This is a genomic window from Arthrobacter sp. G119Y2 (assembly GCF_038069765.1).
In the GTDB taxonomy this organism is placed as follows: domain Bacteria; phylum Actinomycetota; class Actinomycetes; order Actinomycetales; family Micrococcaceae; genus Arthrobacter_B.
The window spans coordinates 661,157-676,906 of sequence record NZ_JBBPFS010000001.1 but is presented as its reverse complement, the minus strand read 5'-3'; the positions used below and the strand labels follow the sequence as shown (position 1 = coordinate 676,906).

Below are 15,750 nucleotides of genomic sequence, written 5' to 3'. Positions count from 1 at the left end.
CTTCCTACCGCCCGGAAATATCCGAAGCCGCGCGTTCAGGCGTCAGCTCCTGCACCTGCTCGGCAATCAGCAGGCAGTGATCCGCCGTGCGGCGCAGCAGCCCCGGATCGTGCGTCACGAGGAACACGGCACCGCCGGCGCCGGCGAACTCCCGGATCCGGGAGCCGAGCCGGTCCCGCATGACCGGGTCCAGACGTTGCTCAGGCTCATCCAGCAGCAGCAGCGAGGAAGGCCGGATGAAGGCCGCAGCCATCAGCAGCCGGCGCCGCTGGCCCGAAGACAGCACGTCCGGGACGGCGTCGGCGCGTTCCTGCAGGGCAAAGAAGTCCAGTTCATGGTTAACGGCGTCCTCAGGCGCGGAAACACCGTGGCCGCGCGCGACCAGCAGCAGGTGCTCGCGGGCACTCAGGGCCGGAAAGAACACGTCTTCGTCAAAAACCGCAGCGGTCCGCCGCCGGAAGGGAAGACTGTCCTCATTCACCGGCAGCCCAAAGGCACGGATCTCCCCGGACAACGGCAGCAGCTGGCCCCCGGCCGTTCGGGCAACCGTTGACTTGCCCGCCCCGTTGAGCCCGACCACTCCCAGAACGGAACCCGGGAAAAGCGATGCCGTGACGTTTCCGCAGACGGCGCTGCCGCCGTAGCCGACGCTCAGCTCCGCCATTTCCAGGACGGCGCCGGACACGGGTACAGCCCCCGGCCCGGGCCTTCCCCTGTTAGCCGCTGCCCCCATAGTGCTCATGGACTGAGAATCTACCGCAGGAGCTTCCGCCGGGGCCGGCCGCACCGCCGCTGCCCGCCCTTTGACTTTGCGGGCGCGTTACCGTGGGATGGCAGCATGACGAAGAGCTACCGCATTGCCCTGATCCCCGGTGACGGAATCGGCCACGAAGTCCTCCCGCCCGCCCGGGCCGTGCTCGATGCCGTGGCACCGCGCCACGGGATCAGCCTGACCTATGACGAATTTGACTGGTCCTGCCGCCGTTACCTCGAGACGGGCGCGATGATGCCGGAGGACGGTCTGGACTCCATCCGGGGGCACGATTCCATCCTGCTGGGAGCCGTAGGCTGGCCCGGGGTACCGGACCACGTCAGCCTGTGGGGATTGCTGATTCCCATCCGGCGCGAGTTCCGCCAGTACGTTAATCTTCGCCCCATCAAGGTCCTGCAGGGTGTGCCCAGCCCGCTGCGGCAGGAACTGACCGATCCCGGGGTCGATTTTGTGGTGGTCCGCGAAAACAACGAGGGCGAGTATTCGGAGATCGGCGGCCGCCTCAACCGCGGACTGCCGTCCGAGATGGCCATCCAGGAATCGGTGTTTACCAGGGAGGGCGTTACCCGAATCCTGGACTATGCCTTTGATCTGGCGGGACAGCGCCGGGGCGTCCTGACCTCGGCAACCAAGTCCAACGGCATCATCCACACCATGCCGTTCTGGGACGAACTGGTGCGCGAACGCGCCGCGGACTACCCGGGCGTGGCGTGGGACTCGGAGCACATTGACGCGTTGGCCGCGAAAGTGGTCCTGAACCCGTCCCGCTTTGACGTCATCGTGGGCTCCAACCTCTTTGGCGATATCCTCAGCGACCTTGCGGCAGCGATTGCCGGCAGCATCGGCATCGCGCCGTCGGCCAACCTCAACCCGGAGCGGGAGTACCCGTCGATGTTCGAGCCGGTGCACGGATCCGCCCCGGACATCTTCGGCCAGGGCGTCGCCAACCCGCTGGGCGCGATCTGGTCCGCCTCCATGATGCTGGACCACCTGGGCCACCCGGAGGCAGGCGCCGAGGTCCTCGAAGCTGTGTTCGGTGTCCTGGCCCACTCTCCCGTCCGGACCCGGGATCTGGGCGGAACGGCCGGCACCGAGGGATTCACCCGGGAGATCCTGTCGCGGATCGGTTCCGGCGGGGCCTGACCTACGGGCCCTGAAGAGGCACGGAGGACAGTTTCAGCGCTTCGACCACGGCATCAGCCACCTCCCGGGTGCCGGCTGTCCCGCCGACGTCGCGGGTCCGGCAGCCGGCTGCAGTGACGGATTCGACGGCGCTTTCCAGGCGGTGGGCGGCGGCCGGCAGACCCAGGTAATCCAGCATCAGGGCGGCGCTGGCAATGGCACCGACCGGGTTGCTGATTCCTGCTCCGGCGATGTCCGGCGCGGAGCCGTGGACGGGTTCAAACATGGACGGAAACCTGCGTTCGGGGTTGAGGTTCGCGCTGGCGGCCAGGCCCAGGCTGCCGGCGAGCGCGGAGCCCAAATCGGAGAGGATGTCGGCGAACAGGTTGGAGGCAACTACTACCGAGAGGTCTTCCGGGTGCAGCACGAATTTGGCGCTCATGGCGTCCACCAGCACGCTTTCGGTCTCTACATCCGGGTAGTCGGCGGAGACGCGCTTGAACACGTCGTCCCACAGCACCGACCCGTACTGCTGCGCGTTGGACTTGGTGACGCTGGAGACCTTCCGGACAGCGCGCGTGCGGGCCAGATCGAAGGCAAACCGGATGATGCGCTCGCAGCCCTTTTCAGTGAACAGTGCTGTCTGGACCGCCACTTCATTGCCCGGGCCGCGGCCTGAAAGGTTGCGGCCGCCGAGCCCGGCATATTCACCCTCGCTGTTCTCCCGCACCACCACCCAGTCCAGAGCAGTCCGGTCGGCCTTGCGCAGCGGGGATTCGATGCCGGGCAGGAAACGGACGGGCCGTACATTGGCCCACTGGTCAAAATGCTGCGTGATATTCAGCCGCAGCCCCCACAGGCTCACGTGATCCGGGACGTTTTTCCAGCCCACCGCTCCGAAGTAGATGGCGTCATAGCTGCGCAGCTGCTCCAGCCCGTCCGGGTCCATCATGACTCCGTGTTCGGCATAGTATTCCGATCCCCACGGAAAGTCCGTCCAGTCAAAGCCGAAGGGGCCGTTTCCGCCGTCGGCCACCGGCGATAACTCCGCCAGTGCATCCAGCACCTGCCGGCCTGCCGCAATGACTTCTTTCCCTACCCCGTCGGCCGGTATGGACGCGATCCGGTAGATCCTCCGCTCAGGCATGCCTGTTCCCCTTTTCCGGCGGCACGCAGCTCCCCGACGGCGTGCGGTGAATGCGGTGTGCGCCCTGCTCACTACACAGGCTGAAGGCCGGTGGCGTCCAAGACGCAAAAAACATGCAACGCATAGGAGTTCTCTATCCGTGGGCAGCGGCGGGAACCCGGCTCAGTCCGGCAGCAGTGGCGAGAAATGCGCGGGCGGCCGGGGTCAGTTCGGCCGCGCGGCTCAGGGCCGAGATATGCAGACTGGTTTCGGGTTCCAGCCGCGCTGTCCGCAGCCCTGCCTGCCGCGCGAGCGGAACCCATGCCGACGGCAGGACGGCGTGGCCGATACCGGCCAGGACCAGGGGCAGGATCGAGGTCCGGTGAGCCACTTCCACGGCAATTTCCATGTCCACGCCGCCGGCCAGGGCTTCGTCCACCGCCCAACGCATCAGCGATCCCCGCTGGGAAGCAATGACGCGGTGCCCGGACAGCTCTTCCCACCGGATAACCGCATCGGCTTCCTCGCCGGTTCCCCGGAGCTCCGCCGCCGGGTTGAGGACCAGCATGAGCGGCTGCCGGCCAAGGTGCACCACGTCAATGTCGGCAGCGCGGAACGGCCGGTCGGAGCCCAGCAGCCCGATTTCGGAACTGCCGTCGCGGACGGCGGCCACGACCTCGTCGCGGGTGAAGGCCGCGGAAATGCTGACCGTGACCGTGGGGTTGGTCCGGGCGTAGGAGCCGATGACGGAGGTCAGCGGCTCAATGGCGGGTGAGGGCATGGCAATGACGTCCAGCCGGCCCCGGCGCAGGCCCTTGAGCTCGTCGATGGCTGCACGTGCGGCATCCAGGTCGCGGACGACGACGCGGGCCGGGCCCACCAGCTCCCGTCCGGCCTCGCTGAGGACCACGTTGCGTCCCACCCGGTGGAAAAGCGGCACCCCAAGATCCCGTTCCAGGGCCTTGATCGTCTGCGACAGCGAGGGCTGGGCGATCAGCAGCCGTTCCGCAGCACGGGTGAATCCCTGATGGTCCACCACGGCCAGGAAGTACTTCAGGTGCCTGACGTCCACGAAGGCTCCCTTGCATTCGGGCATACGGGGCGCGGCCGCCGCGTATTGGTATTTCCTATGGGTGAGTAGACAACAGGTTGTGGACGCGGCACAAGGCGCTGCTGCATAGTGAACGCATTCAACGAGGAAGGACCAGGATTGTGTACACGCAGCAGCCGGCTCCAACCGAAGACTCGGGCTCACCTCAACGCACCGACGTCCGCGCGGCACTCCTGGGCGGGACCACCTTCCGCAGCCTGAGTGAGCAGACACTCTCCCCCCGGGAGGAGAAATTCGAACGGGCGCGGCAAACGATCGGCCTGTTCCTGGCCCCCGCCGTCGCCGTCGTCTTCGCCCTTCTCCCCCTGAACCTTGACCCGCAGCAGCATATGCTGGCCGCCATCCTGCTGGGCGTGATTATCCTGTGGATCTGCGAACCGGTCCCCATCCCCATCGGCGGGCTGATCGGCGTCGCCGCCATCGTCATTCTCGGCGTCGCCCCCGCCAGCGCAGTCCTGGCGCCGTTCGGGTCCACCACCATCTTCACCTTCATCGGTGCCTTCATCCTTGCCCAGGCCATGCTGAAGCACGGCATAGCGCAGCGGCTCGCCTTTGCGGTCCTGTCCCTGCCGGGCGTGGGAAAATCCACGTACCGGGTGGTGATAGCTTTCGGCGTCATCACCTGCCTGCTGTCGGCGTTTGTATCCAACACCGCCACCGTTGCCATGCTGATGCCCACGGCCCTGGGCGTACTGGTGGTTATTGCCCAGCTGATGCAGGACCGCGGGGTCGTCAAAGCGGACTTTGACCCGCTGCGGATGAGGATCGGCGCGGCGCTGCTGCTGATGCTGGCCTACGGGGCGAGTGTGGGCGGCCTCCTCACCCCGGTCGGGTCACCGCCCAACCTGATCGGCCGCGGCCTGATCGAGGAAGCCACCGGCGTGCGCATTTCCTTTGCCCAGTGGATGGCCATTGCCGCTCCCGTCTGCCTCGCCATGTTCCTGGTCCTGGCCCTGGTCATGCTGCTGCTGAACAAGCCGGAGATCCGCCGCATCGAAGGCGTGGAAGAGTACGTGCGGGAACGCCGGGCTGAACAGGGCCGGATGTCCCGGGCCGAGATCAACACGCTCATTGCGTTTGGGGTGACGGTGACGCTGTGGCTGGCCCCCGCCGTGGCCAGCCTCATCGGGGGAACGGAGTCCGAGGCCTACATCTTCCTCGACGACCGCCTCGACGAGGGAATCGTGGCCGTGCTGGGTGCGTCCCTGCTGTTCATCCTTCCGGTCAATTGGAAGCAGCGGCAGGCCACCCTGACGTGGTCCGACGCAGCGAAGATCGACTGGGGCACCATCCTGCTCTTTGGAACCGGCATTATCTTCGGTGCGCTGCTGGCGGAGACCGGGCTTGCGGAGACCATTGGCCAAGGTGCTTCGGAGAACCTGAACATCACCAACATCGTGGCCATCACCGTCTTCTCGGCCATCCTTGCCATCCTGATCTCGGAAACCACCTCCAACACGGCGTCCGCTGCGGTGATTGTTCCGATCGTGATCCCCCTCTGCCAGGCCATCGGCGTCGATCCCTTCGTGCCCGCACTGGCCGCCACCTTCGCGGCGTCCTTCGGATTCATGCTTCCCGTCTCCACCCCGCAGAACGCCATTGTCTACGGAACCGGCGCCGTGCCCATCACTCGGATGATCCGCACCGGCCTGTTCTTCGATATCCTCGGTGCCGCCCTGATCATCACCATCGTCCCGGTCATGATCGCCGTGGTCGGGATCGGCGGCTAGAGGCTCGGGTCCTGGCGAACTGCCCAGCGGGTCAGCGCCAGGAGCCGGGCGGCGACGTCCGCGGCTGTGCGGCCGTCAGTGGGAAGCCGGTGGACCCAGTCCGGGGTGTGCAGGTCAAGTGCTGCTGCAGCTGCCCGGCTCCGCGACACATGCTGTGCCAGGGATGGTCCGGATTCGCGCCGGGAGAGCCGGGACCGGACCGAGCGCTCCGAACCTTGCAGCAGCACGGCATGAACGCGGGGGCTATCGCCCATGGCCGCCGCCAGCTCGGCCGTTTCGCGGACCGACACGGTGTTTGTGTAGACCAGGCGGCGATAGCCCAAAGCGCGGTAGTTCTGCCACAGGGCGGCCAGATTCTGTGCCGCCAGGCCGTGCTTCCATGGCGAGGGGTGCTGCCAGGGTGCCGGGTGGGCCAAATCGAGGTTGTCACCCTCGATGACGGCGTGCCGCACGTCCAGGGCCGTGAGCAGAGCGTGCAGCTCCAGTGCCGCACTGGTTTTGCCCACCCCGGAGCGGCCGCCGATGAAAAGCACCTCTGCCGGTGTTTCGGCCTCCGTCCCTTCGGCCGATCCTCCGCTGCCGCCCGTACTTTCGCTGCCGCCCAATAGGTTCCCCGTCCCCGTCCCCCGCCTGCCGGCACAGGGCGCCGCCCTTGTGCTCAGCCTGCCCCGCCGCAAGAATCTCACCAGACTTCTGGTGTGAAGTGCACCAACCGTACCTGCTGAGAGGAAAAGCCATGCCCCGCATCACTGTAGGCACCGAAAATTCCGGAACTGTTGAGCTTCACTATGAGGACCACGGGGCCGGCCAGCCGGTCCTGCTGATCCACGGCTATCCCCTGGACGGGGATTCCTGGGAACGGCAAACCCGGGCCCTGCTCGGCGGCGGCTACCGGGTGATTACTTATGACCGGCGCGGGTTTGGATCTTCAGGCCATCCTGCCTCGGGGTACGACTACGACACGTTTGCCGATGACCTGAATGTCATCCTTACCGAACTGGACCTGCGCGACGTCGTACTGGTTGGCTTCTCCATGGGCACCGGGGAGCTTGCCCGCTACGTGGGCCGGCACGGAACGGAGCGCATCAGCCGGTTGGCGTTCCTTGCCTCGCTGGAACCGTTCCTGCTGCAGACCGGCGACAATCCGGCGGGGGTTCCCGCAGAGGTCTTCGAGGGGATTGCCGCCGCAGCGCAGGCCGACCGCTACGCCTGGTTCACCAGCTTCTTTTCCGATTTCTACAACCTTCCGGAAAACCTGGGAAAGCGGATCAGCGAGGAGGCGGTGCGCGGAAGCTGGAACGTCGCCGCCCGCAGCGCCCCGATCGCCGCCCGCAGCGCCCCGATCGCTGCCTATTCCGTAGTGCCGTCCTGGCTCACGGACTTCCGCGCCGATGTCGCGAAGGTGCGGGAGTCGGGGGTTCCGGTGCTGATCCTGCACGGAACCGCCGACAACATCCTGCCCATCGACTCCACCGGAAGGCCATTTGCCGCGGCACTGCCGGACGCCCGGTACCTCGAGGTCGAAGGCGCGCCGCACGGTCTGCTGTGGACGCACGCGGACGAGGTTAATGCGGCACTGCTGGACTTCCTCCAGAGCTCCTGAGCCGGGATGCCCGCCCGCGGCTGCGCTCCGGCCGCCGCAGCCGGGCACAAGGTCTTGTGCTAGCCGGTGATCTTGTACTTTTCGCGGTCCTTCTCGTCCAGGATTAGCTGTTCCTCCACCGTCATGGCGCTGCCGCCGCGGCTGACCGGCATCCACCACGCGCCCGGCTCGGGGGTCTCCTGGTAGGTGTCCATGCAGTGATCCATGCCCGCCTGCAGGGTTTTCTGCAGCCGTTCCGTCTCTTCCACCACCGACGCACCCGGTTCAACCCGGATCATGGGGCTGACATGGATGCGGACCGGTGTCTTCCAGAGGGACTTCACGCTCAGGCCGTGACCGCCGCGGGTGAGCATACGGTGTGCGCCCCAGACGGAAACCGGAATAATCGGCACGCCGGCTTCGGCAGCCATGCGGACGGCTCCGGTCTTGAGCTTGCGGACGCTGAAGCTGCGGCTCACACCGGCCTCGGGCAGAACCGCAAGGTATTCTCCGCGCCGCAGGGCCTCCACCGATTCGGCGTAGGCCGCGGCGCCGTCGGACCGGTCCACGATGATGTGCTCGCACATCTCGCAGACGGCCTTCACGAACGGTTTCCGGGCGGCCTTCTTGGTGACCAGGAACCGCATGTGGGCCTTGAGCTTCCGCCAGACCAGGTACTCGGCAAACACGAAGTCGAGATAGCCGAAGTGGGTGATCGCCACGACGGCTCCCTTGCCCGGCACCACTTTGCGGTCCAGGCCGGAGATCTCTTCGTTGCCCGGAAGATTCTCCAGGCCGGATGGAAGGACGGGGACCCGGAACAGCTTGATCGACAGCGCACCCGTCAGGACGATGCTGCGGTAGACGTACTTGTTGGGGCGAAACTTCAACGTCATCTCCTGTATTCGTATCCGGCGGAACTCGATTCTATCCGGTAGCCGGGCCGTCAGTGGAACCGGGTATGCACGCCGGCGGCCCCTTTTGGGCCGTGCTCTGGCCCCGCTGGCACCCCACGCGGTTAGGGTGGGATATGGCATGGCGAATCCTGGCCCGGGCCCGCAACGGCGGCGGTCCGTCACCGGCCGTGCCGGCCGTGCCCGGGGCTGCGGATGAGGCGGAAGCCCTTGATGCGGGCTTGGGCGAAACAGACTGGGAGAGGCCTCCGGAAGGTTCCCGCCCCGGGTGGTTTCCCGCACCCAGCGGAGCGCTGGCGCTGCGCACCATGGGCGTGGAAACGGATCCGCCGGTTGTTCTTGTCCCGGGAGTGATGGGCTCCAAGGAGGACTTTTCGCTGATGATGCCCGTCCTGGCTGCTGCGGGCTATTACGTCCTCAGCTTCGACATGGCAGGGCAGTACGAGTCAGCGGCGGCGGGACCGGAGCAGCTGACACCCCCGCAGACCCGCTACGGATACGAGCTGTTCGTCAATGACCTGCTGGCAGTCCTGGAATCCCTGGGCGGTGCCGCGCACGTGCTGGGCTACTCCTTTGCGGGAATCGTCGCCCAGATTGCCTTTGCGGAACGCCCCGAGCTGTTCCGGTCACTGTGTCTGCTCAGCTGCCCGCCGGTTCCGGGACAGAGCTTCAGGACTGTCAGCCGGGTGGGCCGGTTCAGTCCCCTGGTCAATGACAAGATGCACGCCGGGCTAATCGTGTGGGGCATCCGCCGCAACTTTGTCCACACACCCGAGTCGCGCATGCGGTTCATCCGCCACCGGTTCGAGTACACGAGGAAGCAGTCGCTGCAGGACATTGTTGCCCTCATGAAGCAGTCCCCTGACCTGCGCGGCGTCCTTGCAGCGGCGCCGCAGCCCAAGCTGGTGGCTGTAGGGCGCGCTGATGTGTGGCCGCTGCACCTGCACCAGGCCTTTGCCGATTCGATCGGCGCACGTTTCGCTGTCTACGGAGCGGGACACGGGCCGTGCGAGGATGCCCCGCACCAGCTCAGCCGGGATCTTTTGGCGCTGTATGCGGCGGCGGGCTGAGCCTGCGCCCGGCCCGCATGCGGTACCGCTCGCGGAGCCGGGGTCCGGGAGGCTCAGCCCGAAAATCGACGTCGAACGTCTGATACGCGCGCACCACCCGGCTGCCTAGTCCCTGCCAGCTGTAGAACGGGCGGGCCGATACGCCTACGCGCAGCCGCGGGTCGTAAACCACAGACATGTCGGCGCGGATCTGATAACTCAGCTCCAGGTCATCGTGCAGTTCGGGCCGGTCCCGGTGGACACGGCCCCGAAGGGCGGCCCACATGTCCGCAGGCATAGCGAAATTGGACCCGAACAGCGGCGGATGGCCCAGCAGCAGTCCGACCACCCTGATGTAGCCACCGATATAGATGTTCCGGGCGATCCAGCAAATAAGGCGGTTGGCTCCGTAGAAGTCACCCGGGCCGGTCACCGCCGTCAGCGGGCCCGCTGCCGCCAGCAGCCGTTCCACCCGCTCAAGCCAGTCCGGCGGCGGAACCGAGTCCGCATCAAGCCGGGCCAGGATCCGGCCGGTGGCGGCATCGAACCCGGCGGCGGTTGCCCCGGTGATTCCCGGAACGTCCAGGGAGATGCGGCACACCCCCGCCGCTGAACACACCGCGGCGGTGTCGTCGGTGCTGCCGTTGTCCACCACCACTACTTCATCCGGGGGCCGGGTCTGGCGCCCGAGCGCCGCCAGGCAGGCAGCGAGCATCGGCGCATCGTTCCGGGACGGGATAACCACCGAGATTGTTGGCATGGTGTCATGACTGTAGCGGCGCGCGGCCGGACGTGGCCATGCCAGCGGCTGCGGTGCGGAACGGGCCCGGCAATTTACCCGGCGGAATCAGTTTCCCCGGTAAATTGCCGGACCGGATAAGCCGGACCGCGTTAGCCCGGCCCGGCTTAGTCGTGGCGGGGAGAATGCACCGTCTTGGACTGCTGATACACGTCGGGAACACCGTCGCCGTCGTCGTCGATGTTCTCCTCCTCCTCAACCGCACGGTAATGGCGGTTGCGGCGGGACAGAACCACCGCTGCCAGCAGCGCGGCCAGGATCGAGGCCGTCAGGATTCCCACCTTGGCGTGGTCATTGGCCAGCGTGTCGAGGCCGAAGCTCAGGTCCGCGACCAGCAGAGAAACGGTAAAGCCGATTCCGGCCAGCAACGCGACGCCGAAGAGGTCGATCCACTTGAACGAGGCATCCAGGGAGGCGCGGGTCACCTTGGTCAGCAGCCAGGTGGTTGCGAGGATGCCGATCGGCTTGCCCAGCACCAGGCCGGCGATGATGCCGACGGAAATGGGATCGGTCAGCGAGGAGACAAAACCGTCCCAGCCGCCCACCGCAACGCCGGCCGAGAAGAAGGCAAAAACGGGAACCGCAAAACCGGCGGACAGGGGGCGGAAGCGGTGTTCGAAAATCTCGGAGAGGCCGGGGCCGGCCTCGGGCCCGCCGCTGGCTTTGCTGCGGATCACGGGAACCGCGAAGCCCAGCAGCACTCCGGCAACGGTGGCGTGGATTCCGGAGGCGTGCACCAGGGCCCAGACGACGACGCCGATCGGCAGCAGGATGAACCAGGCGGCGGAGGCCTTCAGTCCGAAGAAGCGGCGGTATTTCTGGGCGAGGAAGGTGTAGACGGCAAGCCCGGCCAGGGCCAGCAGCAGCGGCGTGAGCTGAAGGTCCTCGGTGTAGAAGACGGCAATGATCGTGATCGCCAGCAGGTCATCAACCACTGCAAGGGTCAGCAGGAAGATCCGCAGGGCGGACGGCAGGTGGGAGCCGATGATCGCGAGGACAGCCACGGCAAAGGCGATGTCGGTGGCTGTGGGGATGGCCCACCCGTTGAGGGTTTCCGGGCTGCTCAGGTTGATGACCGCATAAATGGCTGCGGGGACCACGACGCCGCCGACAGCCGCGGCCACCGGAACAATGGCCTTGCTGACGTTCCGCAGGTCACCGGCCACGAACTCACGTTTGAGCTCCAGGCCCACCAGGAAGAAGAAGACGGCGAGCAGGCCGTCTGCGGCCCAGGCGCCCAGGCTTAGCTGCAGATGCCAGGGCTCGTAGCCGATCTCGAAGTCCCGCAGGGCGAAGTAGCTGTCAGAAAGCGGTGAGTTGGCCCAGACCAGGGCGATTACTGCCGCTGCCACCAGCAGCAGGCCTCCGACGGTCTCCTTGCGCAGGATTTCGCCAATCCGGAGTTTCTCGCTGTAACTTCCGCGGCTGAAAAGGCGGGGGCGGTCGCTGGGGGCGGAAGCGGGTTCCGGAGAGTTGTTGGGGTGCTGCACGGGGACTCCTGAAAAAGCGGTCGACAATGTTATTGCCGACCAGACTTCCCGGCGCACCTTCGTTCCACCTTACGGGAAATTCAGCCTCTGTTCGAACCCGTTACCGCTGCCCGGCAGTGGGTTGCCCGGCACCCCGTGCGCTGTTGCCCGGCCGCCGGCCAGCAGAACACAGTGCTGTGCAGCCCGTGCCCTCGCGAGGTCGTGGGTGGCTTCGACTACCGTCACTCCCCGTGCCGCTTCGGCCTGCAGTGCCTGGCCGATCAGCTCCCGTGCGTGCTCGTCCAAGCCCGCGTCCGGCTCATCAAGGAGGAGGACCTGCGCTTCCTGTGCCAGCCCCTGGGCCACCAGCGCCCGCTGCCGCTGACCCCCGGAGAGTTCCCCCAGCGGTTCAGCCGCCAGGGAACGGATATCCATTCGCTCCATTGCCCGTTCCACCGCCTGCCGGTCGCTGCGGGTCATCCGGCCCGCCAGCCCTGCCCTTCCCCAGCGGCCCATGGCCACGGCACCGCGAACGGTGACCGGAAACGCGCCTGCGGCCGCCGACTGCTGCACCACCAGGGCCGGGCGGCCCGGCAGGTGCGCCTGCACGCGGCCGGCGTGCGGCTTGCCGACTCCTGCCAGCAGGGACAGCAGGGTTGACTTCCCTGACCCGTTATCCCCCACGAGTGCGGTCAGCGCCGCGCGCTCGATCGTGATGGACAGATCCCGGAACACCTCACGTCCCGGATAGCGGAAGGCCACTGATTCAAGGGTGTACGCCTGCATATTTCTGCCTCCGAAGTCCATCAGATTGCCTTATTGCAACTGATTCTCATTATCTATTGTAGGGTTCATCCGTGATGACTTGGTTGCTTGAACCGTTCGCGGTCGTATTTGTCCAACGTGCCCTGCTTGCCGGGCTGCTGGCCGCTGTGCTGTGCGCCGTGGCCGGCACCTGGATCGTCCTGCGCGGCATGGCGTTCCTCGGCGATGCGATGTCCCACGGGATGCTCCCCGGCGTGGCCGCCGCCGCTCTGCTGGGCTTCAACCCCCTGCTCGGCGCCGCCGCCAGCGCTGCTGTCATGGCTGCCGGAATCAGTGCAGCGGGCCGCAGCCGGCGTTTGTCCCAGGACACGGCGATCGGCCTGCTGTTTGCCGGAATGCTGGCGCTGGGAGTCATCATCATTTCCCGGTCCGGGTCCTTCGCCGTGGACCTGACGGGCATTCTCTTCGGCGACATTCTGGCAGTGCGCCCCCGCGACCTGGCTGTCCTGGCAGCCGCACTGCTGGTTACCTGCGTTCTGGCCGCGGCATTCCACCGGGCCTTTACCGCCGCTGCCTTTGACACCCGGAAAGCCGCGACGCTCGGCCTGCACCCCAAGCTTGCCCACGGGGTCCTGATGGCCATGATGATCATCGCCATCTCGGCGTCGTTCCAGGTGGTCGGAACCCTGCTGGTCTTCGGGCTGCTGATTGCGCCCGCGGCAGCGTCCCGGCTGTGGAGCAGCACCGTGCCGGCCATGATGCTCGGAGCTGCCGCCGTCGGATCCTTCAGCGTTGCCGCCGGCCTCCTGATCTCCTGGCATGCCGCCACGGCCGCCGGGGCGACCATCACCGCCGTCGCCGTCCTGGTGTTCTTTCTCGCCTGCGCACTGCAGCCGCTGCTACACCGGGTGCGCCGCCGTTCCCGCTGCCGCCGTTCACGCCGTCCGGCCCTGTCCGCCGATACGTCCCGCCTTTCCCCCAGCACAAGGAGCTAATACGCATGTCCCCTCCCACCGCCCCCTTCACCGCCACGGTCAGGCTGGCCTGCACCGTCTCGGCCGCTGTTTTGCTGCTCGCCGGCTGCGGCAGCGATCCCGCCGATGTCAGCCCTGCACCTGATTCCAGCCGCACTGCCGCTGCCGGCAGCGCGGAGGGGACGGAGCCGCACGGCTACGTCCCCGGCGCCGAAGAAGCTGCCGAACCCCAGGTGCGGCTCACTGCCGTCGGTCCCGGCGGCGAGGTCACGGTCACCGATCCGGTCAGCGGAACCGTCAGCCCTGTCGGCACCTTTCCCGGTACTTCCGCTGCCACCGGTACGGACAGGTTCGTCTTCCTGAGCAACCCGCAGGAAGGGACGGTCCGGATTGTGGATTCCGGCGGTTGGACCGTGCCGCACGGAGACCACAAGCACTACTACTCGGCAGACCCCGGAGACGTCGGGAGCCTCACCGGAGACCGCCCGGGAGCCATTGCCGGCAACAACGGACAGACGGCCGTCTTTTTTGGCGACGGCACGGTGACTGCCGTGGACCACGATGACCTGGCGGAGGGCACGGTGGACCCGGTGAGCTTCAAGGTCACCGCCCACCGCGGTGCAGCCGTCCCGTTTGAGGGCAGCTATCTGGTCTCGCAGGCAGAACCGGGCGCTGAGCTGGCCTCCGCCGTGGGGCTTTACTCGCCGGACGGCAGGGAGCTGCCCCTGCCCGGGGCCGGGTGCCCGGAGCTGGAAGGCCACGCGGTAACCCGCACGGGCGTCGTGTTCGGGTGTGCTGACGGTGCACTGCTCGTAACCGCCGAGGCCGGCAGGATCACGGCCACGCATCTTCCCTACCCGGCAGCCGGACTGCCTGCCGGCGCCGACCGGGCGCGCGCCTTTGATGCGCGGTCCGGATCCGACGAGCTGGCCGCCGTGGCCGGTACCGCCGGGGCCTGGCATTTGGACACTGCCGCGGGAACCTGGCGGCTGCTGGCCACGGAGGAACCGTTGGCGGCCGCTGCGGCAGCCGGCGACGGCGCGCGCGTCCTGGCGCTTGGGGTCAGCGGATCGCTGCTGTCCCTGACAGTTGCTGACGGTGCGCTTGAAGCCAGCGCACCGTTGGCCGGCCCGCCCGCCGCCGGTTCCGCTCCGGCACTGGAAATTGATCCGGAACGTGCCTATGTCCTCAATGAAGCAGGCGCCGTCCTCGAGATCGACTATGCGGACGGGCTGCGCACGGCCCGGGAACTCGGCACCGGACTGTCCGCGCGGCTGCTGGTGGAGACCGGACGATGACGGCCGCGCAGGGCGTATCGCTGCCCCCTTCCCGCCGCTCCCGGGTTTCTGCACGCGTTCGAGCGGCCGCCCTTGCCCTGGCCGCCGGAACGGTGCTCAGCGGATGCACCGCGCTGGCGGAGTCCGCAGAATCCCGCGGCACCATCGTCGTCACCACCAACATCCTCGGCGACGTGGTGGAGAACATCGTCCGGGATGAGGCCAACGTCGTCGTGTTGATGGAAGCGGGAAGCGACCCCCATTCCTTTGGCATCTCCGCCCGGCAGGCGGCGGAGCTGGAATCTGCGGAATTGATCATCGCCAACGGGCTCGGACTGGAGGAGGGAGTACTGCGCCATGTTGATGCTGCCGCGGACCAGGGCGTACCGGTGCTGGCCGTGGCCGATTCCCTGGACCCGCTGCCGTTCACTGCCGACGGCGCCGCCGACGGCGTTCCGGACCCGCACTTCTGGACAGATCCGCAGCGGATGGCCGGCGCCGCCGACCTGATAGCCGGGGCAGTGACCGAGAACGTGCCGTCGGCGGATGCGGCAGCGGTCCGCAGCCAGGCCGCTGCCTACCGTGCGCAAATCGAGGAACTCGAGACCTGGATGGAAAGCGAATTTGCGGCAATTCCCGCTGACCGGCGCAGCCTGGTCACCAACCACCACGTTTTTGGTTACCTGGCGTCCCGGTTCGGATTCACCCTGACGGGAGCCGTCATTCCCGGCGGCACCACGCTGGCCTCACCCAGCTCTTCGGATCTCGATGACCTGGCAGCAAAGATCCGGGCGGCGGCAGTTCCGGCCATCTTTACGGACTCTTCCCAGCCGGACCTCCTGGCCCGGGTGCTCGCGGAGGAAGCCGGGCTGAACGTTGCCGTCGTCGGGTTGTTCACCGAGTCCCTGGGAACTGGCGGTTCGGGCGCCGAGAGCTATCTGGAGATGATGCGCACCAACACTGAACGCATCGCCGCCGCCCTCAGCCGCTGAACGCCCCGCGCAAAAGTTTGTCCACCCGCCGGCGGCTTCCGCCGCTTTGGCATCCCTGTTATATCCCC

15 protein-coding genes are annotated in these 15,750 nt (G+C 67.0%); 7 read left to right on the top strand and 8 right to left on the bottom strand.

The window, feature by feature from the left end:
- Window positions 1-4: 4 nt before the first annotated feature.
- Window positions 5-742 carry an ABC transporter ATP-binding protein gene (locus WKB88_RS03200; protein ID WP_341393097.1) on the bottom strand — a complete coding sequence of 246 codons (738 nt, stop codon included), beginning with the start codon at window positions 740-742 and terminating at the stop codon, window positions 5-7.
- A 96-nt stretch (window positions 743-838) separates the two neighbouring features.
- Here WKB88_RS03200 and WKB88_RS03195 point away from each other — a divergent pair, with 96 nt between their 5' ends.
- Window positions 839-1,915, top strand: a complete 1,077-nt coding sequence (locus WKB88_RS03195) for a tartrate dehydrogenase (protein WP_341393095.1) — start codon at window positions 839-841, stop codon at window positions 1,913-1,915.
- Window position 1,916: 1 nt separating this feature from the next.
- Here the strand turns inward: WKB88_RS03195 and WKB88_RS03190 are convergent, their stop codons facing one another.
- Window positions 1,917-3,041 carry a tartrate dehydrogenase gene (locus WKB88_RS03190; RefSeq protein WP_341393094.1) on the bottom strand — a complete coding sequence of 375 codons (1,125 nt, stop codon included), beginning with the start codon at window positions 3,039-3,041 and terminating at the stop codon, window positions 1,917-1,919.
- 133 nt (window positions 3,042-3,174) lie between these two features.
- On the bottom strand, window positions 3,175-4,092 hold the full coding sequence (locus WKB88_RS03185; protein WP_341393093.1) for a LysR family transcriptional regulator: 918 nt from the start codon (window positions 4,090-4,092) through the stop codon (window positions 3,175-3,177).
- A gap of 140 nt (window positions 4,093-4,232) precedes the next feature.
- On the opposite strand from WKB88_RS03185, the gene WKB88_RS03180 reads away from it, so the two are divergent.
- The gene (locus WKB88_RS03180; protein WP_341393092.1) at window positions 4,233-5,861 is read left to right on the top strand and encodes an SLC13 family permease; all 1,629 of its coding nucleotides are present in this window, start codon (window positions 4,233-4,235) and stop codon (window positions 5,859-5,861) included.
- On the opposite strand, the gene WKB88_RS03175 is transcribed toward WKB88_RS03180, so the two are convergent.
- On the bottom strand, window positions 5,858-6,466 hold the full coding sequence (locus WKB88_RS03175) for an ATPase (protein ID WP_341393091.1): 609 nt from the start codon (window positions 6,464-6,466) through the stop codon (window positions 5,858-5,860). The genes WKB88_RS03180 and WKB88_RS03175 overlap by 4 nt on opposite strands.
- 131 nt (window positions 6,467-6,597) lie before the next feature.
- Here WKB88_RS03175 and WKB88_RS03170 point away from each other — a divergent pair, with 131 nt between their 5' ends.
- Window positions 6,598-7,464 carry an alpha/beta fold hydrolase gene (locus WKB88_RS03170; protein ID WP_341393090.1) on the top strand — a complete coding sequence of 289 codons (867 nt, stop codon included), beginning with the start codon at window positions 6,598-6,600 and terminating at the stop codon, window positions 7,462-7,464.
- A gap of 59 nt (window positions 7,465-7,523) precedes the next feature.
- On the opposite strand, the gene WKB88_RS03165 is transcribed toward WKB88_RS03170, so the two are convergent.
- A complete protein-coding gene (locus WKB88_RS03165) occupies window positions 7,524-8,339 on the bottom strand; it encodes a lysophospholipid acyltransferase family protein (RefSeq protein WP_341393089.1) in 816 nt (271 codons plus the stop codon).
- A gap of 134 nt (window positions 8,340-8,473) precedes the next feature.
- Between WKB88_RS03165 and WKB88_RS03160 the strand changes: the two genes are divergently transcribed.
- The gene (locus WKB88_RS03160; RefSeq protein WP_341393088.1) at window positions 8,474-9,427 is read left to right on the top strand and encodes an alpha/beta fold hydrolase; all 954 of its coding nucleotides are present in this window, start codon (window positions 8,474-8,476) and stop codon (window positions 9,425-9,427) included.
- On the opposite strand, the gene WKB88_RS03155 is transcribed toward WKB88_RS03160, so the two are convergent.
- The 3 genes from WKB88_RS03155 to aztA all read right to left on the bottom strand — a co-directional run bounded on the left by WKB88_RS03155 (window position 9,387) and on the right by aztA (window position 12,460).
- Complete coding sequence (locus WKB88_RS03155; protein ID WP_341393087.1) at window positions 9,387-10,166, bottom strand: glycosyltransferase family A protein; 780 nt, start codon at window positions 10,164-10,166, stop codon at window positions 9,387-9,389. The two genes, WKB88_RS03160 and WKB88_RS03155, sit on opposite strands and share 41 nt — an antisense overlap.
- A gap of 146 nt (window positions 10,167-10,312) precedes the next feature.
- Window positions 10,313-11,695 (bottom strand): Na+/H+ antiporter NhaA, encoded by a 1,383-nt coding sequence (nhaA, locus tag WKB88_RS03150; RefSeq protein WP_341393086.1) that lies wholly within the window; start codon window positions 11,693-11,695, stop codon window positions 10,313-10,315.
- 69 nt (window positions 11,696-11,764) lie between these two features.
- Window positions 11,765-12,460, bottom strand: a complete 696-nt coding sequence (gene aztA, locus WKB88_RS03145) for a zinc ABC transporter ATP-binding protein AztA (RefSeq protein ID WP_341393085.1) — start codon at window positions 12,458-12,460, stop codon at window positions 11,765-11,767.
- Between the two features lie 74 nt (window positions 12,461-12,534).
- Here aztA and aztB point away from each other — a divergent pair, with 74 nt between their 5' ends.
- From aztB to aztC, 3 genes are read left to right on the top strand one after another with little or no spacing between them, the layout of a single operon-like run.
- Window positions 12,535-13,434 carry a zinc ABC transporter permease AztB gene (gene aztB / locus WKB88_RS03140; RefSeq protein WP_341393208.1) on the top strand — a complete coding sequence of 300 codons (900 nt, stop codon included), beginning with the start codon at window positions 12,535-12,537 and terminating at the stop codon, window positions 13,432-13,434.
- 5 nt (window positions 13,435-13,439) lie between these two features.
- Window positions 13,440-14,711 carry a hypothetical protein gene (locus WKB88_RS03135; RefSeq protein WP_341393084.1) on the top strand — a complete coding sequence of 424 codons (1,272 nt, stop codon included), beginning with the start codon at window positions 13,440-13,442 and terminating at the stop codon, window positions 14,709-14,711.
- Complete coding sequence (gene aztC / locus WKB88_RS03130) at window positions 14,708-15,682, top strand: zinc ABC transporter substrate-binding protein AztC (RefSeq protein ID WP_341393083.1); 975 nt, start codon at window positions 14,708-14,710, stop codon at window positions 15,680-15,682. Before WKB88_RS03135 ends, aztC begins: the two co-directional genes overlap by 4 nt.
- The last annotated feature ends 68 nt before the right edge of the window (window positions 15,683-15,750 follow it).